Raw genomic sequence first — 25153 nt, forward strand, 5'->3', positions numbered from 1 at the left:
CCTTTAAATCCGGAGGCGCGACCAGGCCCGGCCATGTGGAACCCCCTCTCGCAGCTCCGCGGAGACGACGCCGACGTCTGCGCCTGCTCACCGACGTTCGCGGACGGCGCGCTGGTCGTGGACGGGGACGACTGCCCCGGCGACGGCGATCTCGTCGACTCGCCCGCCTGCCGCGCGACGGTCGTCGACGCACTAGCCGACCGCGAGGCCGACCGCGTCGTCACCCGCTCGGACGGCGTCGAACGGGCGTACGAGGGCGACGCGGCCGCGCTGCTCGTCGCCGCCGGACGGTTCGCCGAGCGCGCCGCCTTCCGCGACGCCGACCTCGCCGTGCGAGCGCGACGCGACCCGCTCCGGGCGGCCGTCGACGCCACGGGACGCGCCGGTCCGGTGGCTGACGCGGCGGCCGAAGCGGGGCTCGCCGAGGGCGCGCGCCGCATCGCTGACTACGACGAACTCCGGCCGTTCGTCGGCCCGACCGTCGCACGCTCCCGGGTCGCCGCCCGTCCCCCGGACGACGCGAGACTCGACGACCGTCGGACGCTCTCGACCGGCGCGACCGTTCGCGTCTACGCCCGGCCGGACGACGGACTCCGGACCTACCACCTCGAACCGGTCGAACACGGCCTCGACCGCGCGACGTGGGCGACGCTCTCCCGTGCGCGCGACCTGCTCGCAGACGGTGGCGTCGCGGGCGGGCGCTCGGCACCGGGGCGGGCGGTCCGTCGCGTCGCTGCCGACGACGCCCCCGTCGCCGACCTCGCGGCCGCGCTCCGAAAGCACACCCGGGGGTTCGGCGTCCTCGAAGACTGCTTCGCCGACCCTCTCGTCTCGGACGTGTTCGCCACCGCGCCGGTCACAGAGACGCGACTGCGCGCGACGGTCGACGGCGAGCGGATGCGGACGAACGTCAGGCTCACCCGCGACGGCGCGGACGCTCTCGCCTCCCGATTCCGGCGGACGAGCGGTCGGTCGTTCTCCCGCGCCAGTCCGACCCTGGACGCGACGGCCGACATCGGCGGGACCCCGGTCCGCGTCGCGGGCGTCACCGACCCCGTGAGCGACGGCGTCGCGTTCGCGTTCCGCGCCGGCGGCGACGACGTCCTGCGACTCCCCGTGCTCGTGGACAACGGCACGCTACCGGCGGACGCCGCGGCGCTCCTCTCGGTGGCCGTCGAGCGGGCCGCGGCCGGCCTGATCGCCGGCGCTCGCGGCGCCGGAAAGACGACGATGCTCGGCGCGCTCCTGTGGGAACTCCCCGAACCGACGCGGGCCGTCGTCCTCGAGGACACGCCCGAACTGCCCGTCGCCGCGCTCCGGTCGGCCGGCCGCGACGTGCAGGCGCTCCGGACGAGCCTCGACGGTCCAGGCCTCTCGCCCGCGGCGGCGCTCCGCACCGCGCTCAGGCTGGGCGAGGGCGCGCTCGTCGTCGGCGAGGTGCGCGGCGACGAGGCGGGCGTCCTCTACGAGGCGATGCGCGTCGGCGCGAACGGGAGCGCCGTCCTCGGCACTATCCACGGCGACGGCGGCGAGGCGGTCCGCGAGCGCGTCGTCGCCGACCTGGGCGTCTCTCCGTCGTCGTTCGCGACGACCGACCTCCTCGTCACGCTGGAGTCACACGAGACCGACGAGGGTCGCGCCCGGCGCGTCAAGTCCGTCGAGGAGGTCGTCGGCACCGACCCGCCGTGCTTCGAGTCGCTGTTCGAACGCCGGGACGGGCCTCTCGCGTCGACCGGTCGCGTCGACCGGGGGAACAGCGTCCTCGTCGAGTCGCTCGCCCGCCCCGCGGAGTCGTACGCCGACGTGCTCGCGCTGCTGGACGACCGCGAAACGGCCATCGCGTCGGCGGCCACGGGCGCGCCGGGCGTCACCGTCGAGCGGCGGGAGAGGTCGTGATGCTCGCGAAACTGGCGGCGCTCGGCCGTCGCTGGCCCGTCGACGCGCCCGCCGACCCCGACGTCGAGCGCGCGCTCTCGTTCATCGGCGCCGATGCCGACGCCGAAACCGCGGTCCGGACGGGCTACGGCGCGGCGACGGTCCTCGCCGTTCTGGCCGTGCCCGTCGTCGTGCTGGCCCCGCCGCCCGTCCGGGTTCCGCTCGCCGCGCTCGCCCTCGCCGGAGTGCTCTCCCCGCCCGCGGTCGCCCGGCAGACCTCGCTCGCGCTCGCCGCGGCACGGCGGACGCGGGCGCTCGGCGCGGCCCCGGACCTCGTCGCCCGGGCGGTACTCCGGATGCGCATCGAACCGACGGCCGAGCGCGCCGCCGCGTTCGCCGCCGAGACGGGCGACGGCCCGCTTGCGGCGAGTCTCGGCGAGCACGTCCGGCGCGCGGCCGGCACGCCGGGAGCGGGGTTCACCTCGTTCGCCGCGGAGTGGGCCGACTGGAACCCGTCGCTCCGCCGGGCGGTCCTGCTGGTCGCGGCCGCGGCGGACGCCCCCGCCGGCGAGCGCGAACGGACCCTGGACCGCGCGCTGGCGGCCGTCCTCTCGGGCACCCGCGACCGGATGGCCGAGTTCGTCGCCGCGATTCGGGGGCCGACGACGGCCATCTACGCCTTCGGCGTCCTCCTCCCGCTGGCGCTCGTCGCGGTGCTGCCCGCGGGCCGCGCCGCCGGTCTCCCCGTCTCTCCCGCCGCGCTGGTCGTCGTCTACGACCTGCTGCTACCGGCGGGCCTGCTCGGCGCGAGCGCGTGGCTGCTCGCGCGCCGACCCGTCGCCTTCCCGCCGCCCGCTGTCACTCGCGCGCACCCCGACGTGCCCGACGGACGCTGGCGCGTCGCCGCGGGCGCGCTCGCGGTCGGCGCGACCGCGTTTCTCGCCGCGCCCGTGCTGCTCCCGGCGTGGACGCGCTGGGTGGCCGCCGCCGGTAGCCTGGCCGGGACCGCACTGGTCGGGTGGACCCGGCCCGTCGTCGCGGTCCGGGAGCGCGTCCGGGCGGTCGAGACCCACCTCGCGGACGCGCTCTACCTCGTCGGTCGCCGGGTGAAGGAGGGCACGGCCGTCGAGGACGCCGTCGCCGCCGCGGCCGAGGAGGTGGCCGGCGAGACGGGCGACGTGCTCGCCGCCGCCGCGCGCAACCAGCGACTGCTCCGGGCGGGCGTCCGCGAGGCGTTCCTCGGCGAGCACGGCGCGCTCGCGGACGTCCCCAGTCCGCGCGCCAGGAGCGCCGCCGCCCTGCTCGCGCTGGCCGCCCGGGAGGGGCGGCCCGCCGGGTCCGCGATCGTCTCGATGGCCGACCACCTGGACGACCTCCGCGAGGTCGAGCGCGAGGCCCGCCGCGAGCTCGGACAGGTGACGGGCACGCTGAGGAGCACCGCCGCCGCGTTCGGCCCGCTGGTCGCCGGTGCGACCGTCGCGCTCGCCCGGGGGATGGCCGGCACCGGCGAGTTCGGCGGCGCCGTCCCCACGGCCGCGCTCGGCCTCGCGGTCGGGACCTACGTCCTCCTGCTCGCCGGCGTCGTGACAGCGCTCGCGACCGGGCTCGAACGCGGGGTCGACCGGACCCTCGTCGGCTACCGCGTCGGCCTCTCGCTCCTGTCCGCCACCGCAGTCTACCTCGCGGCGTTCGCCGGGGCGAGCGCGCTCACGTAGGTTCAAGTACGGAGACGGGACCAGACGGGGCCATGCTCGACGCACCAGTCGACGCGTGGTACGTCTGGATCGGCGTCGCCGCCGCGAGCGCCGCGGCGTTCGGCGTCGCAGCCTCGTTCCCGACCGCACCCCCGCCCGACGCCGCCGGAGTGGCCAGCACCGTCGATTCGGTCGCGGACTGCGAGTACGCCGCGACCGCCGAACATCCCCTCTCGGCCGACGAGATACGGATCGGCGCGCACCGCCTCGGACTCCGCGGCGACGGGGGGACCGCCCACGCGACGTTCGCGTACGGCCCCGTCGCACCCGTCGCAGCGGGGACCGGCCTCGACGCCGTCGCCCACGGCGCGTCGCCCGAGACGGCGTTCGACTCGCCGGCCGTCTTCCGGACCGCGGTCCAGGACGCTCGCGACCGCCGACCGGAGTGGCGTCCCGCCGCCGACCGACTGCTCGTCCGCTGTGTCTCCTGGGAGGGGTTCGATGCGACGCTGGTCGCCGGATAGGGGCCAGACCGAGCCGCTCGTCGCGCTCGTCGCCGTCTTCGCCGTCGCCGTCGGTCTCGCGACCTACGCCGGGACGCTGTCCAGCGCGCTCCCGGAGGCGGAACGGAATCACGCGAGAGACGTACTTCCCGAGGTCGAGGCGGCCGCGACGACGAACGGCGTGGTCGACCCCGCGACTCTCCGGAGCGCGCTCGCCGCGGGACCGGACGGTCCCTCCCTCGCGGTGACCCTGTCGACGGCCGGCGAGCGGTGGCACGCCGGTCCCGAGGCCCCGCCGGACGCGGAGACGGCGTCGACCACCGTGAGCGTCCGCGTCGCCCCCGGCGCGGTCCGACCAGGCCGACTCCAGGTGGCGGTGTGGCGATGAGGGCCGTCAGCACCGCACTCGACGCGACGCTCTGTCTGCTGCTCGTGAGCGCCGCAGCGCTGACGCTCGTCCACGCCGACGCGCCCGACCGCGCCGCACCGGACCCCGCCGAATCGGTCGCCACGACGCTGACGACCGCGACGGCGCAGGTGAACTACACGCTCTCGACCGCGGACGGGCGGAGGTACCGCCGAAGCGCCCACGACACGGTCGCCGGCCTCGCGGCCGCCTGCGCGGCTGGCGACGTCGCAGTGGCGGACGCCGAACGCGCTCGCCGGACCGGCGGCTTCGAGCGCGCGCTCGACCGGAAACTCCGACGGTTCGATGTCGCCAGCGACCGGACCCGGCGCGTGCAGGTCGTCGCACGCTGGGAACCGTACCCGGACGCCAGCGTCGCCGGTCGCTGCGTGCTCGGTCCGTCGCCACCGCCGGACGCCGACGTCCACGCCGCGAGCGTCACCCTCCCGAGCGGGATGGCCCCCGCCGAGAACGCCGGACGTCCCGAAGGCTGGCGGACGTACGGCGGCGTCGCCGACGCCGTCGCGCGAAGCGTCGTCCGCGGTCTCTTCCCGCCGGGTCGACTCGGAGTCGCGCTCCGGAATCGCCGGACCACACCGCTGGCGCTCCCGCGCCTCCGTCGTCTCGCGGCACTGACCGACGCCGACGTCGACGGCGAACTCGCTGCGGGCGACGCCGCCGGCGTTCGCCGCGAACTCGTCGACGCGCTCGCAGCGACCGTCGAATCCGAACTGCGGGCCCGTTACGCATCGCCGGACCGCGCGGCCGCGTCCACCGCCGTCGCTCGCGTCGAGGTCGTCGTCAGGGTGTGGTCGGCGTGAGACTCGCCGACGACACGCGCGCCCGGGTGCCGTTCGCGCTCGTCGGCGTCCTGCTGCTCGTCGGCAGCGCGACCCTCTCGGCGACCATCGTCTCTCGACCGCCACCGACCGTCGACCGGGACGCGGACGAGGCCGTCGAGCGTGCCGTGGCGAGTTCGCGGACGGCGCTCCGGGACGCCGTACAGCACGCCGGCCGAGACGCCGCCGCTCGGCCCGTGGTCGAGCCTGCGAACACCAGCACCGGACGCGTCCTGAACGCTTCCGCCCCCTTCCGGGACTATCTCCGCCTGCGGATCTACGTGACCGCGCGCCGCGAACTGCGAACCGTGGCGACCCGGGTCGGCGACGCCCGCGCGTCGGTGACGCTGTCGCCGACGCCGAACGCGAGCACGCTCCGGCGGGCCAAGCGGGACGTGACGGTCGAACCGGTCGGCGCGCCGGCCGAGAGCGGCCTCCGCGTCCGCGTCGAGAACCTCTCCGTCCGGGTCGAACGAGGCGGACGGGAGGTGGCGCGGGAGTCCCGGACGGTCACGCTCACGGTGGCGACGCCCGTGCTCGCCCTCCACCGCCGCGTCGCCCGGTTCGAGCGACGGCTGAGCCGCGGGCCGCTGAAACCGGGCCTCGGACGGCGGCTCACCGCCCGGCTGTATCCCGTCGTCTGGGCGCGCGGCTACGCCCAGCACGGCGGCGCACCCATCGAGAACGTGCTGGCGAACCGCCACGTCGAACTGATGACGAACGGTGCGCTCCTGGGCGAACAGCGGGCGGCGTTCGGTCACAGCGACCCGGCCGGCCGGTCGGCGCTCCGCCGCGCGACCGCTCGCGTCGGCCTGACCGACCTCCTCGCTCCCATCGAGCGCCGGGGCGGCCCCTGGGTCGACTACCTCCTGGAGCGGACGGACCGCCGCGCTCCGACCGGACTCCCCGGCGTCGGCGGCGGGGCTCGCTCACCGGAGACGTCGACCACCGTCGCGGTCGACGGGACGGCGGACCGGGCGCTGTACGACTTCATCGGCGGGCGGTCGGACGACGAACTGGACGCCGCGCTGGCCGACGCCTACGGCGTGAGGGCGCGTCTGGTGGCCTCGGTCCGACCGGTTCGCCAGGAGTCGAAGCCGGCTCCAGAGCGGCCGGGGAAGAACTGGACGCTCGCGAACGAGACCGAACGAACCCGCGTCTCGGTCACGACGGCGAGCACGGAGACGCCGGAGACGCCCGCCGGCTGGCATCTCCTCTGGGACTCGGGACGGCGCGTCGTCCGCCGGCACGCCGTCGTCCGCACCTGGCGGAACGGCGACCGGACGAGACGAACCGTGGCGCGCTGGCGGGAGGTCGTCGACGTCGCACTCGGCGTGGCCGGTGACCACCGCTCCGGAACGCCGGCCCCGCCGCGACCCGTCGCGTCGGTCCACGAGCAGGGTGGTCCGCTCGGCGGGCCGAACCTCGCCGACGTCGAGGAGGCGGCCGTCTCGGAACTGGTCGAAGACCGGGGCGGCACGGACCGACTGGCGCGGCGAGCGGCGAGACGCGCCGTCGACACCCGACCGGTGACGGTCCAGGGGGAGCGCCCCGACGGACTGCGCGACCGGACGTACCGCGACCTGGCGTCGGTGCGCGACCGGGTCCGGAACGTCTCGGTGTCGATGCCACGCGGGCGACTCGCCGGGTGGACGAACCCGGCGGCGAAACTGGCGAAGCGGCTTCGCGAGCGCCGGAGCGAACTGCTTGGAGCGCCGTCCAGATACGACCACGCCGTCGAACGAGCGCGGTTCGCCGCCCGGGCAGCGTACCTCGACCGCGTCCTCACGCGACTCGACGAACGGGCCGACCGCTCGAAGGAGGCTCGCCGTCGGCTGGGCGACGTCGTCGGCGACGCGACCGGCGTCTCGCTGGGGAAGATTCAGCGCATCCTCCGGGCACGGCGGAGCGTCGACGCACCGGAGCGTCGGCAGGTGTCGGCCGCCGGCCCCGGGTCCGCGGTCGACCTCGACGTCACCGGCGCACCGCCGTACCTCACCCTCGCCGCGGTCGAGCACCGACAGGTCCCGGCGGTCCCGTCCGGGAGGTCCGTCCACCCGATGGCCGCCCGGAACGTCAACGTGTTCACGGCACCCTACGGTGACGCCGCCGACGCCGTCGTCGGGAACCTCCCCGGCGGCCGCGGGGAGTCTCGGGTCGACGTGCGGACGGCGGCCCTGACGCTGCGCGCGGCGAATCGGACGCTCGCGTCCGCGTCCAACGCGACGCTCCGGACCCGTCGGAACGAGCTACGGTCGTCGCTCGCGTCGTCGCTCGACGGCGTCGAGCGGAGAGTCCGGTCGCGTCTCCGGCGAACGCCGCCCGGCGTCTCGGGACTCGACGACGGGACGGTCCGGCGAGGCGTCGCCCGCGGACTGGCGCGCTGGAAGACGACCGACGAGCGAGCGATGGCGGTCGTGAACGGCTCCGCAGCGCGGACGATAACGACTGCGCTCGCGACCGAACGCCGCGGCTCCTGGTCGGCCGTCGAGCGCGGCCGGGTTCGACTCGCGACGCGAATCGCGCTCGACGCCGCACGGCGGAACGTCAGCCGGCCGAAACAGGAGTCGGTGAACGGGACGCTGTCGCAGACCCGGGACGTGGTGAGAGCCGAACTGAAACGCGTCGCGGGAGCCGCCGTGGACAACCTCAGCGAGTACGCCCAGAAGCGCCGGTTCGACGAGGTGATCTCCGACGTGCCGGCCGGCCTCCCCGTCGCCCCGGTTCCGGGCTACTGGTACGCGACGGTCAACGTCTGGCAGGTCGACGTACGGGGCGGCTACGAGCGGTTCGTCGTCCGAGCACCCAACGGGACGCCCGACGTGCCCGGCGGGACGACCTACGTCCGGGAGGCCGGGACTGTCCGAGTGGACGTGGACGACGACGGGCAACGAGAGACGGTGGGACGGACGACGCCGGTGTCGTTCCGGACCTGGACCACCGTCGCCGTCGTCGTCCCGCCGAACCGTCGCGGCGTCGGCGACGTGAACGGCGACGCCGACGAGCGCTCGCCCGGCTGGTCCGCCCGGAGTGACAACCCCTTTCACTCGCGCTCTCCACTGGTCGACCATGCTCTACGACGAGATATCGGAGCCTGGAGAGCTGACGCCCGAGGAACTGCGGGAGCAGTACGAGGCTGAACTCGCCGAAACCGTCGAGACGGTGGGCGTCGACGCCGTCGTCGAACGGACGGACGTGGACCGCGAGGTCGTCGCCGGACTCGCGGACGGCGCCGCTCCCGAGTTGACCGTCGAGGACGCCGCAGCCATCCTGGCGACCGCCGAGGACGCGCCGGCGAAGGACGCCATCGTCGCGGAGGTGCGCGACCACCTGCTGATGGGGATGACGACGGCGGTCCTGGACGTGGATTCGCTCGCCGCGGAACTCGACGAGGACGTCGAGGCGCGGACGGTCCAGCAGATGGTGGAAGGTCGCCGGGAGATGACGCTGGCGGAGTACGCCCGAATCCATCACGCCATCGCCGAGCAGAACGCCGCGTAGGACGACCGGTTTTTTCCGGAGACGACCCCAAGAGTTGGTATGAACGTCGCAATCCTGGGCTGTGGGTACGTCGGTCTCGAACTCGGCCGGCAGCTCGCCGCCGGCGGTCACCGCGTCGTCGGCGTCCGTCGCTCCGCGGGGGGGATTCGCGCCATCGAGGACGCCGGTTTCGACGCGGTCAGGGCGGACGTGACGGAGTCGGACGACCTCGCCGCCGTCCCCGACGTCGACGCGGTGGTCTACGCGGCCAGCGCGGGCGGGCGCGACGTCGAGTCGGCGCGGACCGCGTACGTCGACGGTCTGGGCACGGCGGTCGAGACGTTCGCGAATCGGGCTGACCCGCCGGACAGGTTCGTCTACACGTCGAGTACGGGCGTGTACGGCGACCGGGACGGCGCGTGGGTGGACGAGCGGACGCCCCTGAATCCGACGACCGAGCGCGAGGAGGTACTGGTCGAGGCGGAGCGCATCGCCCGCCAGGAGACGGGGGCGATGGACGGCACTGTCGCGCGGTTCGCTGGACTCTACGGCCCGGACCGCTACCGGATAGAACGGTATCTCGACGGGCCGGTGGCCGAGGGCTACCTGAACCTCGTCCACCGCGACGACGCCGCGGGGGCGGTCCGGTTCCTGCTGACGGAGGATTACGCGCGCGACGACGTCGTGCTCGTCGTCGACGACGAGCCGGTGAAACGACCCACGCTCGCCAGGTGGCTTGCGGACGAGTGCGGCGTCGAACGCCCCGAGGTTCGGCCCGCGGGACAGTCCGAGCGCGCGCGGACGAGCAAGCGCTGCTCGAACGAGAAACTCCGGGAACTCGGGTACGAGTTCGAGTACCCGACGTTCCGCGAGGGGTATCGCCCGGCGATATCGGAGTTCTGTTAGCGTCTGACACCTGTAATCATCGCGAAAAATTCTTGTTTTCTCGTATCGTCCAGGGAATATGGAGTTTCCGGGCGGCGGGTCGGCACCGACTGCACGAAGCCTGGTCCGGGAGGTCGAGGCCTACAGCGCTACGAATCCGGTCCTCGTCGCCGTGGCGGTGCTCGGCGTCGTCGTGGTCGCCGTCTCGCTGTGGCTCGTCGTGCGCTGGATTCGCCGGCCGATGGGCGCCCGACTTCGGCGGGCGCTGGCGAAACGCGACGAGATAGTCGTTTTGATGCATCCAAACCCCGATCCGGACGCGATGGCCTGCGCCGTCGGCGTCGCTCACCTCGCCGAAGCGGTCGACACGGACGCGACGCTGCAGTACTCCGGCCAGATACGCCACCAGGAGAACCGAGCGTTCCGGACCGTCCTCGACCTCGATCTCGAATCGGTCGACGACGTCACCGACCTCACCGCGTCCACCATCGTGCTCGTCGACCACAACACGCCCCGGGGCTTCGACGGGGCGGAGCGCATCGAACCGTACGCCGTCATCGACCACCATCCCGGTAACGGCACCGGCGAGGTGTTCACCGACAAGCGGACGAGCTACGGCGCGTGCTCGACCATCGTCGCCGAGTACTTCCGCGACCTCGGCGCGGACCCCATCGGTCCCGACGCTGTCCCGCCCGAGAACGACCTCGCACTCCCCTCGCTGGTCGCGACAGGTCTCATATACGGCATCCAGTCGGACACGAAACACCTGACCAACGGTTGCTCGGAGGCGGAGTTCGACGCGAGCGCCTTCCTCTACCGCGGCATCGACGAACATCGCCTCGACCGCATCGCCAACCCGCAGGTCAGCGCGGAGGTGCTCGAGGTGAAATCGCGGGCAATCACGGACCGGGAGGTGCGAGGTTCGTTCGCGGTCAGCAACGTCGGCGAACTGTCGAACGCCGACGCCATCCCGCAGGCCGCCGACGAACTGATGCAGCTCGAAGGCATCACGGCGGTCGTCGTCTACGGGCGGCGCGAGGACGCCCTCCACCTCTCGGGGCGTTCGCGCGACGACCGGGTTCACATGGGTCGGGCGCTCCAGGAAGCCGTCGACGACATTCCGGGTGCGAACGCCGGCGGACACGCCCGGATGGGCGGCGGGCGGGTGCCGGTGGAGTCCGCCATCGTCGCTGGCGGCTCCGAGGTCGGCCTCTGGTCCGAACAGCAGTTCACCGACGACGTGTTCGACGCGCTCAGCGGGAACGTCTGAGTACGGCGGTCCTTCGTCCGCCCCGCGTACGGGGTGGCTCGCACGACCGACTCGGGCGGCTCGTCGCGACGTCGCTGCCGGACCACGCGTTTATGTCGAACGACCGCCAAGCGTGCGTATGGGTCTCTCGCTCGACGCGACGCAACTCGACCGCTACTCCCGGCACATCATCATGGACGAGGTGGGCACGGACGGCCAGGCGGCGCTGCTGGACGCGTCGGTGCTGGTCGTCGGCGCCGGCGGTCTCGGCTCGCCGGCCATCCAGTATCTCGCCGCCGCGGGCGTCGGGACGCTCGGCGTCGCCGACGACGACGTCGTCGAGCGGAGCAACCTCCAGCGCCAGGTCGTCCACGGCGACGACGACGTCGGCCGGCCGAAGGTCGACAGCGCCGCCGAGTTCGTCGCCGACCTGAACCCCGACGTGACCGTCGAGCGCCACCAGACGCGGGTCGAACCGGGGAACGTCGAGGAACTAGTCGACGGCTACGACTTCGTCGTGGACGCGACGGACAACTTCCAGACGCGCTACCTCGTCAACGACGCCTGCACGCTCGCCGACGTCCCCTTCTCCCACGGAGCCATCTACAAGTTCGAGGGGCAGGTCACCACCGTCACGCCCGGCGGCCCCTGCTACCGCTGCCTGTTCCCCGAAGCGCCTCCGGAGGGGATGGTCGCCGACTGCGCGAGCACGGGCGTCCTCGGCGTCCTCCCCGGGACCGTCGGCTGCGTGCAGGCCACCGAGGCGGTCAAGGCCGTCGTCGGCGTCGGCGACCTCCTCGAAGGGCGGATGCTGTTCTACGACGCGATGGCCATGAGCTTCGAGGAGGTCGAGTACCGACAGAATCCGGACTGTCCCGTCTGCGGCGAGGACCCCATCGACTCCGTCGCCGACGTGGACTACGCCGACGACTCCTGTGCGGTGAACGCGGACTGACCGTCGGCGCGCCGTCGCGGTACGCGCAAGGCGGTCGGGATCCCCGACGGTCGTCAGCAGCAGAAGATGAACGGGTACATGAGCGCGACCCGGTCGCCGTCGCGCAGTTCGGTGTCCAGTCCGTCCAGGTGCTCGTTGAACCGGCCGTCGACCGTCACGCGGGCGTACGTGCGGGTCTGTTCGCCCTCGGGGTTCTTCCGCCACGTCCCCGGGAGGTCGCTCACCTCGGCCCAGCCACGGGTCGTCGCGTCCGCCTCCGTCTCGGCGATGATGAGGTCGGCGACGTCGTACTCCTCGAAGAAGGCGTCGAGGAACTCCCTGAGCGTCGAGCCCTCGAAGCTGAACTCCAGGCGGGACTCGCCGATGGCGGTCCTGACGTGACCCGTACAGCGCACCGTCACGGTCGTCGCCGTTTCGTCGCCCGGGTCGTCCGCGGTAGCGACGGTCGTGCTGTCGTTCATGCGACCCGGTACGTCTCGCCGGCACCTACCTCGACTGCCGAACATGTTCGTCCGTTCCCAGTCGTCGGGAACCGGAGCCATCGTCTTTTGTACGGCCTCGAAAGTCGAAAGCGAGTGATACAGATGCGATCAGATCGACGCACGTACCTGAAGACCCTCGGTATCGCGGCGACGAGCACGAGCCTGCTGGCCGGCTGTCTGGGGGGCCAGACGGACGGCGACGGCGGCGGAACGACCACCGACAGCGGTGAAGGCGCAACGACCACCGACGGCGGCGACCAGTCCTCGTCGTCTGAGTTCGGCGGCTGGTTCGACGGCGTGACCAACTTCGACGGCGTAACCGACGAAACGGGCTCGAAGAAGGTGACGGTGAAGGTCGGGACGAAGGGTAACAGCGGTAACAACGCCTTCTCTCCGGCGGCGGTGAAGGTCTCGAAGGGCACTACGGTCGTCTGGAAGTGGACCGGTAAGGGCAGCATGCACAACGTCGTGGCGAAGAACGGCGACTTCGAGAGCGACATGATGTCCGAGGAGGGCGCGACGTTCGAACAGACCTTCGACAGTGCGGGAACGCACAAGTACTACTGCAACCCCCACAAGGCGATGGGGATGAAAGGCGCTATCGTCGTCGAGTGAGACGACCGACGGGGTGGCGGCGGGGAAGCCGGTCGGTTCACCCGTCGGAGCTCACCCGTGGTCGGCCGACGCACGGACGGGAGACGAGCGACGCCGAATCACGACGAGACGCACCGTCGAAACGGCCGAGGGGCGGGCTCGTTCTCACGGGGCGGGAACGGTTCCAGTGTCGTGAGAACGACTCTCTACTTATATGCAATCTTCCGTCCAAGATGTACCTGTAAGGTGACCGACGATGGCAACTAACGAAATCGAGACTGGAGCGAACACGTTCGAGAGCAAGCTGGGCGGCCTGACGGTCCGCGGCCAGGCGCACAGCCTGAGCGCGTGGTTCGTCCTCGCGCTCCGGCTGATGATGGGCTACGCGTTCCTCCACTCGGGGTGGACGAAGATCGCGGCGGCCGAACCGTTCGACGCGGCGGGCTACCTGACCAACGTCCCGGCGGCCAGCCCCGCGACCGGGCTGTTCAACTGGATGGGCACGACCCCCTGGTTCGTGGACTTCGTGAACGTCGCGGTCCCGTGGGGCGAGTTCCTCATCGGACTGGGCCTGCTCGTGGGCGCGTTCGTCCGCCTCGCGGCGTTCTTCGGCGCGTTCATGATGCTCACGTTCTACCTCGGGAACTGGAGCGTCGAACACGGGTTCATCAACGGCGACTTCGCCTACATGCTCGTGTTCCTCGCCGTCGCGGCGTTCGGCGCTGGCCACATCCTCGGGCTGGACAGCATCATCGAGGAGTACGAGGTCGACGGCGAAGCCCTGGTCGAGCGCTACCCGGCGCTGCGGTACGTGCTCGGATGAGCGCGGCCCGCACCCTCGCCGACTGATTTTCGCGGTCCCGACGTGGACCGGAGCGTTCTCTTCCCGCGTGACGCGGAGCCTCGCCTCCCCGCGTCGGCAGGAGTTCTATTATCGTCGACCGTGTAGGTCCGTATCATGGGCGACCCGCCGGGCAGGGAGACGCGACCAGCGCGGAGCGCCCGCCGTAGCTCCTGGTACGGCCTCGGGAAGACGACGACCGTCGAGAAGGACGGCGTCGGCCGCTTCATCGACGACCTCGTGTACGCGTTCGCCGACGTCTCGCTCACCGGTCTCCCCGTGCTCTGGCACGTCGCGACGACGGCGACCAACCGGTACGCGGGCGTCAAGACCGCCGCCCTCGTCGCCTGGACGACGATGGTCGTCGGTGCCGCCGCGATTCGCGGCGGCTGGGTCACCCCGCTCGGCACCTCGGTTCCCGGCTGGGTGTCGGTGACCCCGCTCCTGGTCGTCTTCCGCGTCTTCTACTTCGGCGTGGCGCTGGCGGTGGCCGCCTACGGCGGCGGCGCGCTCGCCGTGGAGTTCGCCCTCCCGCTGGAGTCGGTGGCGTTCGCGGCGACCGTCGCGGCGCTCGCCGTCGGCGCGTTTCCGCGGTTCGCCGAGGAGTACTACCGGGTCGCGTCTGCGTACGTCGACGCCTGGAAGGCGAGGCCCCGATAGCGACCCCGCCGTACCCGGACCGGCCGCCGCCGGAGCGCCCCGGACGCGAGACCGTCACTCGACGAATCCGGAGTTTACATGCCCGTCCGACCGCAACGCCCAGGCATGAGAACCGCATCGATACGGGGACTACTTCTCTCCGCGCTCGGCGGGCTGACGGCCCTCTCCGGCGTCGCCGCGGCCCACGGCGGCGGTCACCCCCGACCGTACCCCCAGTGGCTCGCACTGGCCGTGCTGGTCGCAGGGGTAGTCGTCGTCGCCGGCAGCGTCTTCCTGGGTCGAGGCGACGTGCCGCGAAGCTCCGCGCTCGGCGGCGTCTTCCTCGGTCTCGTGGTCGCCGCCGGGGGCGCGGTCGGTCTCGTCCAACTGTCGCCGGTCGAGACGCTGCGGGCCTCCCAGATGCCCATCGCTCGCGCGTGGTACGGCCCGCTGACGCTCGCAGTCGGCGTCGGTATCGCGCTCGTCAGCCTCGTCGCCGGTCGGCTGAAGTACCCCGACCGCCCGCGGTTCGCCATGCTCGGCGCGCTGCTGGGGATGTGGGTCGCCTACCCCATGCTCGGCAGTCGGACGAACCCCGCGGGCTACCTGCTCGTCGTCGCCCTGCCACTGGCCGTGGGGTACGTCCTCTACCGGGACGCCCGCGAGCCCCTCGCGCGAGTCCTCCGCGACGGCGCGGCTCGCCGGTTCGGCATCGGAACGGGCGTGCTCGCCGGCCTCTTCTTCATGTTCTCGATGGGGATGATCACCTTCGTCCCCGAGCACGGCGTCAACATGCCGACCCACCGGTTCGTGACCGTCGCGCCGGTAGCGAACCCGCTCGTCTACTGGTCGGCGGTCGAGTTCTACTTCCCCTCCGTCCCGACCAGCGGCGTCGTCTCGCTCGGGATGGCGATACAGGTCGGCGTCGTGGCGGTGCTCGTCGGTCTGAACGGAGCCGTCGTCGCACGGCAGTGGCTCGCCGACGCGAGCGCCGGGACGACCGAGGCGACGACGGGCACCGCCGCCGTCGCCGCGCCGAACGCCTGCTGTTGCTGCGGTCCTATCGTCTCGGAACTCGCGGTCGTCGCGGTCGGCCCGTCCGCCGCCGCGCCGCTGTACTGGCTGTTCGTCGACCTCGCCTCGCCCGTCGGCGCGCTCTTCTTCGTCGGCAGCGTCGCGCTGCTCGCGGGCAACCTCGCCTACTTCGGCGTCGAGAGCGCGTAGCGACCCCTCTGTGGGGTGGCGACCGACTCCGTCGCCCGGTCGTGACTCACCGACCCGGCGAACGGCGGCGGCGGTACTCCCAGTCGTTCCGCGCCGCCGTCCACACCGCCCGTCGAACGGCGGGCACCGCGAACAGTCGCGCGGCCAGCACGGGACGACGCAGGAGCCGCGACAGCGCCTTCCGTGCCCGACGGTCGACCTCCTCGATGTCGATGCCCGACGCGGCGTCGAGCATCGCCGCGAGCAGGTCGGACCGGCCCGCCGCGATCACCGACGTCGCCAGCGACGAGAGGAGGTACTCCGCGCGCATCGAGCGGTGGAGTCGCCGCGGATAGTCGGCGACCCGGCCCGCGGCGACGCAGTCGGCGAGCAGCCGGGCCGAGTGAATCGCCTGCGAGATGCCCTTGCCCGTGAAGCGGTTGGCGATTCCGGCGGCGTCGCCCACGCGGACCGCGTTCAGTTCCGGCAGGTGGAGACGTTCCGGGTCGAGACTCGGCCCGCGCGGGATGACGTCGACGTTGGTCGCGGCGCGGTCGGGGACGGGCCACCCGTTGCGCTCGCAGGCCGACCGGAGGGCGGCGAAGTAGTCTTCCGGCGGATCGTGCCACCCGACGCCGACGTTGGCGCGCGTCTCGCTCTTCGGGAACGCCCACGCGTATCCGAGATACCCCTCGAAGACGATGCGGGCGCGAGGATGGAGGTCGGCGAAGTCGCCGGTCGCGTCGGCATTGAGCGCGACCATCCACCCGGCGTACTCGTCGGTCGCGCTCCGGACCTTGCTCGCCAGCGACGGCTGACCGGTGGCGTCGACCACCAGGTCGTGTTCGCGGCCCAGTTCCCGGAACTCGTCCTTCGTCACGCCGCGGCCCGCCTCGACCGCGACGCCTCGCGCCGAGAGCCGCTCGGCCCACGCGCGCTCCACGGCGTTCCTGTCGGTGACGAACCCGTCCTCGGCGGGGAAGGTTCCGGTGCCGAGGTGGCGGCCGTCGACGCGAACGCTCACCTCGAACGCCGGGACGGGATTGAGGAAGCCGTTCTCCGGCGTCTTCGCCAGCGGGACGGCCGAGGCGGCCGTCATCGCCTCCCCGCAGTTGACTCGCTTCTCGTCGTAGCGCTGGCGCTCGTACAGGGTCACCTCGCGGCCCCGGGCCGCGAGGTGGTGGGCCGCGGCCAGTCCGCCCATCGCGCCGCCGACGACGGCGACGCTCTCGCTGGACCCCATCCGGGAACGGTACGCGACCTCGACGGAAATATTACTCGGCCAACAGGTCGTCGACGAGGCGGGTGAACCGGTCGACCATGCGCTCCGGCAGCGACGGTTCGATTGCGGCGAGCAGGCGCGTCGTCCGCTCGGGATGCGTCGGGACGAGCGTCACCCGGTTGCGGTCGTCCCGGCGCTTCTCGACGAGGTCCTGTTCCTGGAGGTGACCGACGTGCCACTCCACCGTACTCCGGGCGACGTCGAGTTCCTCGGCGAGGTCCGCGGGCCGCGCTCGTTCGCGCTCCAGCAGCGTGAGAAGGAGGTCCCGGACTGTCTCGCGCCGCAGCAGCGCCAGCGCGGCACGCTCCCAGTCGTCGTACTCCGGCGGGTAGTAGTGGGTCTTGCCGTACAGTTGCTCGCGGACGACCCTGTCGTCGGCGAGCAGGCCCCGAAGGTGGTACTGGACCTGCCCGGGCGCGAGGTCCAGCCCCCTGACGAGCGCGTTGAAGTGGACGCCGGGTTTCGAATCGACGCGACGTCGGATGCGCGTTCCCTGGTCGGTCATAGCTCTCGCTCCACCGTCCGTGCGTAGTACACCGCGCCGACGAGCAGGCCGACCACGGCGACGTCGAGCCCGTGCTCCGCGAGGTGGTGGGTCGACGGCCCGAGGTGGCCGGTCATCGTCAGCGCGCCGACGAGTGCCCGGGCCGAGAGCGCCGCGAACGCCAGGGCGACGAGGGCGTACGGCAACGAGCGCCGGCGTCGCAGCGCCGCCAGCGCGAGCGCGAGCACGAGCACGGACCCGAGCGCCGCCAGCGCGAGCAGCGCCGACAGGGTCGGGCCGCTCGCCGGCACCGCGTGCAGGGGCGTCGACGCGACGAGCAGTACCATCTACGTCGGCCTACGCACCGGACCAACGTCAGGGGCTCGGTTCCGGTTCCGTCGTTCCGACCGCCGGTTCGAGCGACGGCGTGGCGTCTCAGGCGTCCGACCCCTCGACGAGCCGCCGGAGCTGCTCCGGCGGGATGGCACCGCTCGCGGCGTGCTCGTCGGCGGCGAACGTCGGAACGCCGCGGACGCCCGCTCGCCGCGCCGCGTCGAAGCGCTCCCGGAGTTCGGCGTCGAGTCCGTCGTCGTCGACCGCGTCGCGAATCTCGTCGGGGTCGAGGCCGACGTCCTCGGCGAGGTCCGCCAGCACGTCCGGGTCGCCGATGTCGCGGGCGTCCTGCCAGAGCGCGTCGAAGACGGCGTGGTGGAACGCGCGAGCGTCGTCGGCGTCGTGGGTCTGTCGGAGGTGGACGGCGGCCTTGTTCGCGTTCCACGAGTCCACGTCGCGCGAGAGGTCTATCGACATCTCCACGTCGTAGCGCTCCTGCAGGCGTTCGACGTTCTGCCGGGCCTGCTCGTAGTACTCCTCGTCCTTGCCGTCGTCGGCGTCGTGGTCTATCTCCCCGTCGTCGTCGCGCTTGCCGCCCCGGAGGTCGAAGACGCGCCACTCCACGTCCAGCGGGTCGTCGCGTTGCTCCCGGTACCGTTCGAGCGACGCCCTGCCGAGGTAACAGAACGGGCAGACGTAATCGCTGTAGACGACGAGCGTGTCGGTCGCGGTTTGCTGGCTCATCGTCGGTCGTAGCCGCTACAGGGTGAAAAGTCGCGGGGCAGGGGAAACGCGCGCCGGCTCTGCTCCGAGACGGGCCCGGGCACCGCGGGCGGGCGTGCTCCCCGGGCGACGACCGCCTCCGCTCGTTATTTGAGGCGCGGTCACGCAGTAGCGGTATGGACGAACTTCTCGAGGCCGCACGCGAGGTGCAGGCGAACGCACACGTCCCCTACTCGGACTACCCGGTCGGGGCGGCGCTCCGGACCGCGGACGGCACGGTGTACGTCGGCTGTAACATCGAGAACGCGAACTACAGCAACTCCCTGCACGCCGAGGAGGTCGCCGTCGCGGAGGCGGTCAAGGAGGGCCACCGGGAGTTCGACCGACTGGCCGTCAGTTCCGCCCGCCGGGACGGCGTCACCCCCTGCGGGATGTGCCGGCAGACGCTCGCGGAGTTCTGCGACGACGACTTCCCCGTCGTCTGCGACGAAGGCGACGGTACGAGCGAGTACGCGCTCGGCGAACTCCTGCCGAACACCATCACCGAGGAGATGCTCGGGTAGGGACGCCGGACGAACGCGACTGGCTCGCGACGACTCCGGCCGCGCCGTAGACGGAAGAACATATTTCGGCCGGGAGCGATGGGCCGGCATGGACGACAGCGAGGACCCCAACGACGACGTGCAGTACCACCTCGAAGTCGGCGAAGGCGACGTCGCCGACGCCGTGTTGCTCCCCGGCAACCCCGAGCGAGTCGACAAGATAACGCAGTTCTGGGACGAGGCCGAGGAGGTCGCTCGCCACCGCGAGTACCGCACGGTCACCGGCGAGTACGACGGCGCGCCCGTCTCCGTGACCTCGACGGGTATCGGCGGTCCGTCCGCCGCCATCGCCGTCGAGGAACTCGCCCGCGTCGGCGCGGACACCTTCCTCCGCGTCGGCTCCTGCGGCGCGATACAGCCGGAGATGGACGTCGGCGACCTCGTCATCACGACCGGCGGCGTCCGCCAGGAGGGAACCAGCGACGAGTACGTCCGGGAAGACTACCCCGCCGTCGCCGACTACGAGGTGGTCGCGGCGCTCGTCGCCGCCGCCGAACGACTGGACTACGACTACCACGCGGGCGTGACGATGAGCGCCGACAGCTTCTACGCCGGTCAGGGGCGGCCCGGATTCGAAGGGTTCCGCGCCGAGGGCAGCGAGGAACTCGTCGAACACCTGAAGGAAGCGAACGTGAAGAACATCGAGATGGAGGCGAGCGCCATCATGACCATCGCCAGCGTCTACGGCCTCCGGGCGGGCGCGGTCTGTTCCGTGTACGCCAACCGCGAAACCGGCGAGTTCCGGACGGAAGGCGAACACCGGGCGGCCGAGACGGCGAGTCTCGCCGTGAAGTTGCTCTCGCGCATGGACGACGTCAAGGCCGACGCCGGCGTCGACCGCTGGCATCCCGGCCTCTCGCTGGAGTAGCGGGACGTCCGCTCCGCTCGCGCCGTCGAGGACCGTACGGGCGATTCGGACGGTCGGCAGAGAACGAGACGATTCGCCGCAGCAGAAGAGGAGACGGAGACGCGGGACGTTCGTCGGTCGTTACGCGTACTCTTCGCGGGCCTTCTGGAACGCCGGGATGACCACCCAGAACAGGAGCATCCCGAAGATGGCGAGCCAGAAGAACACTTCCCGCAGGACGATCGCGAGGTTGCCGTACAGGCCGAGCCCCTCCGGAACCTCGCCGATGAGTTGCGTGTCCTCGAACCCCGGCGTCGTGTACCAGCCCGAGATGACCATCCAGGCCAGGCCCGCCGTCGTGGCGATCCCGAGCCCCTTGGCGAATTCGTCAGCCATTGTTCGACTGTTCGTTGGAGTCGTCTTTAGGCTTTCCCATTCCCTCGGCCCGGAACCGGGTCGAGAAGGCGTACACCACCGAGCCGGCGACGATGAGCGCCAGTCCGGCCAACGCCAGCGGGACGTTCATCTCCTCGAAGCTCGCTCGCGCCCGGTTCGTCGCCACGTCGAGTACGATGAACCCGCCGACGACCGTCGCGACCGCGAACAGCGTCGAGAACACAGTCACCGCCTTGTACACCCGGAGCGGGACGACGACTTCGCGCGCGACGATGCCGTCGTCGGTCTCCCGAACGATGGAGTCGTCGGAGACGCTCCTCTCGGACTCGTCGTCGTCTGCGCCGGAAGCAGGCATGAGAGAAGAGGGTTATTTCGGCGGCCGGAGTCGGTAGTACCGCCGGTTCAGGCTGAACATGTACCCCTCGCGCATCGCCTTCAGCACCGCGTAGCTGATGAAGCCGGCGACGAACGGCAGCAGGAACGTCAGGTCGAACGCGAGGTGAGAGTCGATCGGCAGCAGGTTCTTGATGGACAGTCCGCTGATGGTGAGAGCGAACGTGATACCGAAGACGCCGACGGCCGCCCAGAACGGCTGTTCGACGGGCCGTCGGGCGCTCCCCTTGTTCAGGAAGGGGACGATGGCGATGATGCCGACGACGACGACGTTCGCGACGACGCCGTACGTGCGGTCCGCCATCAGCTTCTCGCCACCGAGGATGGCGAGCTCGGGGTTGAGCGGGCCGAGTTTCAGCAGGCCGAACGACCAGTAGAGATACCAGTCCGGCAGGATGATGGCCGGCGTGGAACTCGGGTCCGCGGGCGCGCCGAGGTGGGGCGGGAGCGTCGCGGAGAGGAACAGGATCATCCCCACGAAGAAGCTCGTGATGGAGAGGTTCCTGATCATCTCGTGGGGCCACGTCGGGAACGCCAGCACGTCGCGCTCGACGTAGCTGGACTCCTGTCGGAGGTCCTGGTCCTCGCGACGGGCCCGCTCGAAGTACTCGTACGTCAGCCGGGAGAGCCCCTGCGTGCGCTGCTTGCGCTCCAGCCACGAGGGGGTCTCGTCGTCCGGCGGGACGATGCCGGTGCCGCTTCCGTCGGTCTGCGGTTCGTTGTCGTCGGTCATGGTTAGTGTGGTTCAGCGATGCCCTGCATCCAGACGATGCCGATGTGGACCGCGATGAGCGTGGTCACGACGAACGGGAGCAGGAACACGTGCATGATGTACATCCGTTGTAGCGTGGGCTGTCCCGGGCTGAACCCGCCGAATATCAGCTGGGCGACCCACTCGCCTATCAGCGGGATGGAGAGGCTCATCTCGACGCCGATCTGGCCGGCCCAGTACGCCAGCTGGTCCCACGTCAGGAGGTAGCCGGTGTACCCGAACACCATCGTCAGGCTGATGAGCACGATGCCCAGTATCCAGTTGAGCTCGCGGGGTTCCTTGTACGCGCCCGTGAAGTAGACGCGGAGCATGTGCAGGAACACCGCGGCGACCATCACCTGCGCGGACCAGCGGTGGAGGCTCCGGAGCATGAACCCGAAGTTCAGCTCGGTCATGATGAAGGTTAGCTGGTTGTACGCGGCCGATGGGTCCCCTGCCGTCGACGGCGAGTAGTAGAACCCGAGCAACGCACCGCTGATGGCGGCCACCACGTACGCGAGTGTCGAGAAGCTCCCCAGCGCGTAGAGGGGGTACCAGTACCAGAACTTGTTGTCCAGCCCGTACTGTTCCGTGTGGCTCTTCGGCATCTGGAGGTTGACCCGGTAGTACAGCGTCTCCAGCAGTTCCAGGTAGTCCACGATGCGGAACCGCCGGTCCATCCAGATCAGCGTCGTGAGGAACGTCGACTCTATCGGCGTCAGGTCCTTCTCCTTGAGCCACTCGCCGTGGTCGTGTTCGTCTTTTGGTTCCAGGCTCATGTCACTCGTCCCCCGGGCGGGGTAGCGCCGTGAACGATAGTTCGACGATCGAGTACGGGTCGTAGACCGACTGGTGGCACGGGCAGTATATCATGTTCTCCGCGCCGAACTTGGCGGAGCCAGGGATGCCCTTGAACGACGGGACACAGCAGAAGTGGGTGCACTTGTTCAGGTTGGCGATGAACCCCTTCTCCGTGCTCTCCTTGAGCCACTTGCTCTCGCCGGACATCTTCTCGACCCGCTTGCTCCGGATGATCTGCACCGTTATCGTATCGCTCGCAGGAACGTCCTGGGACCGCCAGGTGACCATCGCCGGCTTGCCGAGGCCGGACTTCCCGATGCCGTTCCCCCAGCTCTCGTAGTCGCTGAAGTCGTCGACGTGGACCTTGTCGCCCGCGCTGACTTCCTGGCTCTGCCAGTCGAACTTGGCACCTTCCTTGTACCGGAAGTAGTTGTCCTGATCTGCCTCCGGGTCGATGCCCTTGTACGTCTGGACGCCGCAGTACTGGAACCACTTGGGCGAGTAGGTGATGCCGCCGATCTCCTTCTCGGCGACGGTCACTTCCCGTCCCTGGACCTCCTTGGTCTTCGGTTCCGGCATCATGCCCTTGAGGTAACCCTCGTCGTCGATCTCGATCGGGACCTGGGGCATCCCGCGGGGAGCGGGACCGTCGGTGTTCTCCATCCCCATGAACTTCGTGATACCGCCACCTTCGCCGGTCGGGGCGGTCGTCGCCTTCAACGCTGTCGCCCCGGTGACGCCGGCGGCAGCGAGCGTCCCGCTGCCGACGACGCCTTTGACGAAACGACGGCGACCTGTACTCTCTGGATATTTGTCCTCTTCTGCCATTTTTATCGTTTGTAGTAGGGGTAGACTGCTTTCTTGAACTGCTCCCACGCGTCACCGACCGACTCGGTACCGTACTGCTGCCCTTCGCGCACGTAGAGGTCCTCCCACTTGCGACGACGCTTCTTGACGATCATCACGTCGGGGAGGAACTCCTTGCGGTACAGCATCAGGATGAACGCGAGGTCGATGAACACGACCGCGAGGATACCGCCGAGATACATGTTGCCGACCTCCGACAGCCCCCAGCCGTTGAGGAGGCCGTAGGTGAACAGGCCGACGAACACGACCTCGATGATCGTCAACAGGACGATGGCGATAGCTGCCGTCGTGCTCTCGCGAGCCGGTTCGTAGCGGTGGATGTCGCCGTAACTGTTACCTGTCGATGACATTTACTGTCCACCTCCGCTCGTGTGTGCGGATTCGCCGTACTTCAGGAAGAAGAACGTGTAGATGAGCGAGACTATCATCATCAGAATCGTCGCGATGCCGACGTAGTGGGCCTGGAACGCGACGCCCATCTCCTCGGGGTCGGCCTCCTCCTCGGCTCCGCCGCCACCGCCGCCGCCGCTTCCGACGGTGATGGTGCCCGTCATTCCCAGTGCCTTGTGGGGGGCACAGTAGTACTCGTAGGACCCGGTGGCCTCGAACGTGTGCTCGTGGGTGTGGCCCGAGTCGTACAGCTTCGACTCGCCGCCTTCCGTCCCCTGCCAGTTGGAACCGCTGGGCTGGTTCTGGACGACGATGTTGTGGCCGTTCCCTTCCCAGACCCACTTCACCGTCGTGCCGGGAGTGACGGAAATCTCCTGGGGCTCGAACGCGTTGTCGACGACCTTCACCGTCTTCGTCGGACCGCCACCGCCTCCGCCACCCCCTTCCGACTGGTTACCGCTGGAGTTGTTCCCGCTGGTACCGTTGCCGCCGGTCTGGTTACCACCAGTCGTCCCGTTGCCGCCCGACTGGTTACCACCTCCCGACGTCGTCGTCTCCTGGGCGGCAGCGGACGCAGTCGCGGCTGTTCCGCCGGCCACGCCGCTGGCCGCCAGTAGAAAGTCCCGCCTCTTCATACAGTCCGAACTCAGGATGGGAATTGCTTAAAGCCACCGATGCCGTCGGACTGACGGCGATTTCGCCGTCAATCGTCCGCGTCCGTCTCGGCGTCATCGTCGTCTATCGGCAGGAAGTCGGGGCGTTCGCCCGACTCCACGCCGGCGTTCCGAAGTCGGTTGCGGTACTCCTCCGAACGGAAGCGGTCGGAGAGCCGCGCGTTCGCGACCAGCAGAAGGACGAACAGGCCGAAGAGGAGGAATCCGCCACCGACCACCGCCAGCAGCGCCGACGCCTGGCGGATGTTCCGGGACACGTCGAGAATGCCGAGACTCACCACCACCCACGCGACGAGCATCCCGATGCCCGCGACGACGTGGATGCCGGCGATGATTCCCATCAGCTTGTTCCCCAGTTCGCCGCTGCCCTCCGGCACCTCGTCGGGGTCCGGCAGGGCCTCGTCGGGGGCGTCGGGCACGTCGTACTCCTCCATCGACGCCAGGGCGATGGTCGGCTTCACGTCCCGGAGCACGGTCCCGCTCCCCTCGACGCTCCCGTCCGGGTAGACGATAGCGTACCCCTCGTCGGAGTAGGCGAGCAACTGGGACTGGCCGTCCCGGGTGACGCGTTCGAGAACCGCGAACACGTCCCGGTTCGCTATCCGATTCCGGAGGTCGGCCTCGACCCTGTCGAGCAGGCGGTCGCCCGTGATCCACGAGTCGGGGTCGAACGCGGCCTCCCACTCCTCGAGGTCCATCTCCGCCATGTCCTCGGGGCCGAAATCGTCGAAGTCGTACTTCCCTTCGACCTCGCGGCGGAGTTCCTCGCGGGACTCGTCGTCGGCATCCCCTGCCTGCGTCCCACTGTCGGAGTCAGCCATCGTGCTGACCTTACGGTTCGACGGCTAAACGTCTTCTGACATCAGGGAGCCGGGAGCGGCGACCGGGGCGTTCGCACGCCGAAATCCGGGCGTCGCGCCCCGGATTCGTCCGGCGGCGTTCCGCACAGTTTAACGCCGCTCGGT

At 70.7% G+C, this 25153-nt stretch carries 29 protein-coding genes; 16 read left to right on the forward strand and 13 right to left on the reverse strand.

The genetic code is table 11. The annotated features are described in order from the left end of the window. Positions 1–33: 33 nt before the first annotated feature. The 10 genes from ACTF4R_RS15745 to ubaA all read left to right on the forward strand — a co-directional run bounded on the left by ACTF4R_RS15745 (position 34) and on the right by ubaA (position 11886). Positions 34–1896, forward strand: a complete 1863-nt coding sequence (locus ACTF4R_RS15745) for an ATPase, T2SS/T4P/T4SS family (protein WP_440008816.1) — start codon at positions 34–36, stop codon at positions 1894–1896. Then, positions 1896–3590, forward strand: coding sequence for a type II secretion system protein (locus tag ACTF4R_RS15750; protein ID WP_440008817.1), 1695 nt, complete (start codon positions 1896–1898; stop codon positions 3588–3590). Before ACTF4R_RS15745 ends, ACTF4R_RS15750 begins: the two co-directional genes overlap by 1 nt. Before the next feature lie 32 nt (positions 3591–3622). Continuing rightward, positions 3623–4093 (forward strand): DUF7283 family protein, encoded by a 471-nt coding sequence (locus ACTF4R_RS15755; RefSeq protein WP_440008818.1) that lies wholly within the window; start codon positions 3623–3625, stop codon positions 4091–4093. Beyond that, complete coding sequence (locus ACTF4R_RS15760) at positions 4071–4460, forward strand: DUF7285 family protein (RefSeq protein WP_440008819.1); 390 nt, start codon at positions 4071–4073, stop codon at positions 4458–4460. The genes ACTF4R_RS15755 and ACTF4R_RS15760 overlap by 23 nt, the downstream gene beginning before the upstream one ends. Next, complete coding sequence (locus ACTF4R_RS15765; protein WP_440008820.1) at positions 4457–5299, forward strand: DUF7284 family protein; 843 nt, start codon at positions 4457–4459, stop codon at positions 5297–5299. The genes ACTF4R_RS15760 and ACTF4R_RS15765 overlap by 4 nt, the downstream gene beginning before the upstream one ends. Then, a complete protein-coding gene (locus tag ACTF4R_RS15770) occupies positions 5287–8457 on the forward strand; it encodes a DUF7286 family protein (RefSeq protein ID WP_440008821.1) in 3171 nt (1056 codons plus the stop codon). Before ACTF4R_RS15765 ends, ACTF4R_RS15770 begins: the two co-directional genes overlap by 13 nt. Next, the gene (locus ACTF4R_RS15775) at positions 8387–8818 is read left to right on the forward strand and encodes a DUF5791 family protein (RefSeq protein WP_433627948.1); all 432 of its coding nucleotides are present in this window, start codon (positions 8387–8389) and stop codon (positions 8816–8818) included. Before ACTF4R_RS15770 ends, ACTF4R_RS15775 begins: the two co-directional genes overlap by 71 nt. Before the next feature lie 39 nt (positions 8819–8857). After that, positions 8858–9703: an SDR family oxidoreductase gene (locus ACTF4R_RS15780; protein WP_440008822.1), complete on the forward strand. Its 846-nt coding sequence runs from the start codon at positions 8858–8860 to the stop codon at positions 9701–9703. Between the two features lie 58 nt (positions 9704–9761). Next, positions 9762–10952 carry a DHH family phosphoesterase gene (locus ACTF4R_RS15785; RefSeq protein WP_440008823.1) on the forward strand — a complete coding sequence of 397 codons (1191 nt, stop codon included), beginning with the start codon at positions 9762–9764 and terminating at the stop codon, positions 10950–10952. 118 nt (positions 10953–11070) lie between these two features. Next, the gene (gene ubaA, locus ACTF4R_RS15790; RefSeq protein ID WP_440008824.1) at positions 11071–11886 is read left to right on the forward strand and encodes an SAMP-activating enzyme E1; all 816 of its coding nucleotides are present in this window, start codon (positions 11071–11073) and stop codon (positions 11884–11886) included. 53 nt (positions 11887–11939) lie between these two features. Here the strand turns inward: ubaA and ACTF4R_RS15795 are convergent, their stop codons facing one another. Beyond that, on the reverse strand, positions 11940–12347 hold the full coding sequence (locus tag ACTF4R_RS15795; protein ID WP_440008825.1) for a MoaD/ThiS family protein: 408 nt from the start codon (positions 12345–12347) through the stop codon (positions 11940–11942). A 123-nt stretch (positions 12348–12470) separates the two neighbouring features. Between ACTF4R_RS15795 and ACTF4R_RS15800 the strand changes: the two genes are divergently transcribed. The 4 genes from ACTF4R_RS15800 to ACTF4R_RS15815 all read left to right on the forward strand — a co-directional run bounded on the left by ACTF4R_RS15800 (position 12471) and on the right by ACTF4R_RS15815 (position 15666). Beyond that, positions 12471–12983, forward strand: coding sequence for a halocyanin domain-containing protein (locus ACTF4R_RS15800; protein ID WP_440008826.1), 513 nt, complete (start codon positions 12471–12473; stop codon positions 12981–12983). A gap of 235 nt (positions 12984–13218) precedes the next feature. Continuing rightward, entirely contained in the window at positions 13219–13785 is a 567-nt protein-coding gene (locus tag ACTF4R_RS15805) for a DoxX family protein (RefSeq protein ID WP_440008827.1), read from the forward strand. A 135-nt stretch (positions 13786–13920) separates the two neighbouring features. After that, entirely contained in the window at positions 13921–14463 is a 543-nt protein-coding gene (locus tag ACTF4R_RS15810) for a DUF8215 family protein (RefSeq protein WP_440008828.1), read from the forward strand. Between the two features lie 105 nt (positions 14464–14568). Then, a complete protein-coding gene (locus ACTF4R_RS15815; RefSeq protein WP_440008829.1) occupies positions 14569–15666 on the forward strand; it encodes a hypothetical protein in 1098 nt (365 codons plus the stop codon). Between the two features lie 46 nt (positions 15667–15712). On the opposite strand, the gene ACTF4R_RS15820 is transcribed toward ACTF4R_RS15815, so the two are convergent. The 4 genes from ACTF4R_RS15820 to ACTF4R_RS15835 form a co-directional block, all read right to left on the reverse strand. Beyond that, complete coding sequence (locus tag ACTF4R_RS15820; RefSeq protein WP_440008830.1) at positions 15713–16888, reverse strand: NAD(P)/FAD-dependent oxidoreductase; 1176 nt, start codon at positions 16886–16888, stop codon at positions 15713–15715. A 31-nt stretch (positions 16889–16919) separates the two neighbouring features. Next, on the reverse strand, positions 16920–17432 hold the full coding sequence (locus tag ACTF4R_RS15825; protein WP_440008831.1) for a winged helix-turn-helix transcriptional regulator: 513 nt from the start codon (positions 17430–17432) through the stop codon (positions 16920–16922). Then, entirely contained in the window at positions 17429–17758 is a 330-nt protein-coding gene (locus ACTF4R_RS15830; RefSeq protein WP_440008832.1) for a DUF7471 family protein, read from the reverse strand. The genes ACTF4R_RS15825 and ACTF4R_RS15830 overlap by 4 nt, the downstream gene beginning before the upstream one ends. An 88-nt stretch (positions 17759–17846) precedes the next feature. Continuing rightward, entirely contained in the window at positions 17847–18488 is a 642-nt protein-coding gene (locus tag ACTF4R_RS15835; RefSeq protein ID WP_440008833.1) for a DsbA family oxidoreductase, read from the reverse strand. Between the two features lie 155 nt (positions 18489–18643). Here ACTF4R_RS15835 and cdd point away from each other — a divergent pair, with 155 nt between their 5' ends. Next, entirely contained in the window at positions 18644–19030 is a 387-nt protein-coding gene (gene cdd, locus ACTF4R_RS15840) for a cytidine deaminase (protein WP_433627917.1), read from the forward strand. 88 nt (positions 19031–19118) lie between these two features. Continuing rightward, the gene (locus ACTF4R_RS15845; protein WP_440008834.1) at positions 19119–19937 is read left to right on the forward strand and encodes a nucleoside phosphorylase; all 819 of its coding nucleotides are present in this window, start codon (positions 19119–19121) and stop codon (positions 19935–19937) included. A gap of 120 nt (positions 19938–20057) precedes the next feature. Here the strand turns inward: ACTF4R_RS15845 and ACTF4R_RS15850 are convergent, their stop codons facing one another. The 8 genes from ACTF4R_RS15850 to ACTF4R_RS15885 all read right to left on the reverse strand — a co-directional run bounded on the left by ACTF4R_RS15850 (position 20058) and on the right by ACTF4R_RS15885 (position 25009). Beyond that, entirely contained in the window at positions 20058–20312 is a 255-nt protein-coding gene (locus ACTF4R_RS15850) for a DUF7314 family protein (RefSeq protein ID WP_440008835.1), read from the reverse strand. Further along, entirely contained in the window at positions 20305–20667 is a 363-nt protein-coding gene (locus ACTF4R_RS15855; RefSeq protein ID WP_440008836.1) for a DUF7315 family membrane protein, read from the reverse strand. The genes ACTF4R_RS15850 and ACTF4R_RS15855 overlap by 8 nt, the downstream gene beginning before the upstream one ends. 12 nt (positions 20668–20679) lie before the next feature. Continuing rightward, complete coding sequence (locus tag ACTF4R_RS15860) at positions 20680–21438, reverse strand: cytochrome b family protein (protein WP_440008837.1); 759 nt, start codon at positions 21436–21438, stop codon at positions 20680–20682. A gap of 2 nt (positions 21439–21440) precedes the next feature. After that, positions 21441–22235 carry a cytochrome b gene (locus ACTF4R_RS15865; RefSeq protein WP_440008838.1) on the reverse strand — a complete coding sequence of 265 codons (795 nt, stop codon included), beginning with the start codon at positions 22233–22235 and terminating at the stop codon, positions 21441–21443. A 1-nt stretch (position 22236) separates the two neighbouring features. Beyond that, complete coding sequence (locus ACTF4R_RS15870; protein WP_440008839.1) at positions 22237–23085, reverse strand: ubiquinol-cytochrome c reductase iron-sulfur subunit; 849 nt, start codon at positions 23083–23085, stop codon at positions 22237–22239. A 2-nt stretch (positions 23086–23087) separates the two neighbouring features. Beyond that, positions 23088–23474, reverse strand: coding sequence for a DUF7318 family protein (locus tag ACTF4R_RS15875; RefSeq protein WP_433627898.1), 387 nt, complete (start codon positions 23472–23474; stop codon positions 23088–23090). Further along, on the reverse strand, positions 23475–24149 hold the full coding sequence (locus ACTF4R_RS15880; RefSeq protein ID WP_440008840.1) for a plastocyanin/azurin family copper-binding protein: 675 nt from the start codon (positions 24147–24149) through the stop codon (positions 23475–23477). 68 nt (positions 24150–24217) lie between these two features. Beyond that, positions 24218–25009 (reverse strand): DUF7319 domain-containing protein, encoded by a 792-nt coding sequence (locus ACTF4R_RS15885; protein ID WP_433627894.1) that lies wholly within the window; start codon positions 25007–25009, stop codon positions 24218–24220. Between the last annotated feature and the right edge of the window lie 144 nt (positions 25010–25153).

It is taken from the genome of Halomicrococcus pelagicus (assembly GCF_051917725.1).
GTDB lineage: Archaea > Halobacteriota > Halobacteria > Halobacteriales > Haladaptataceae > Halomicrococcus.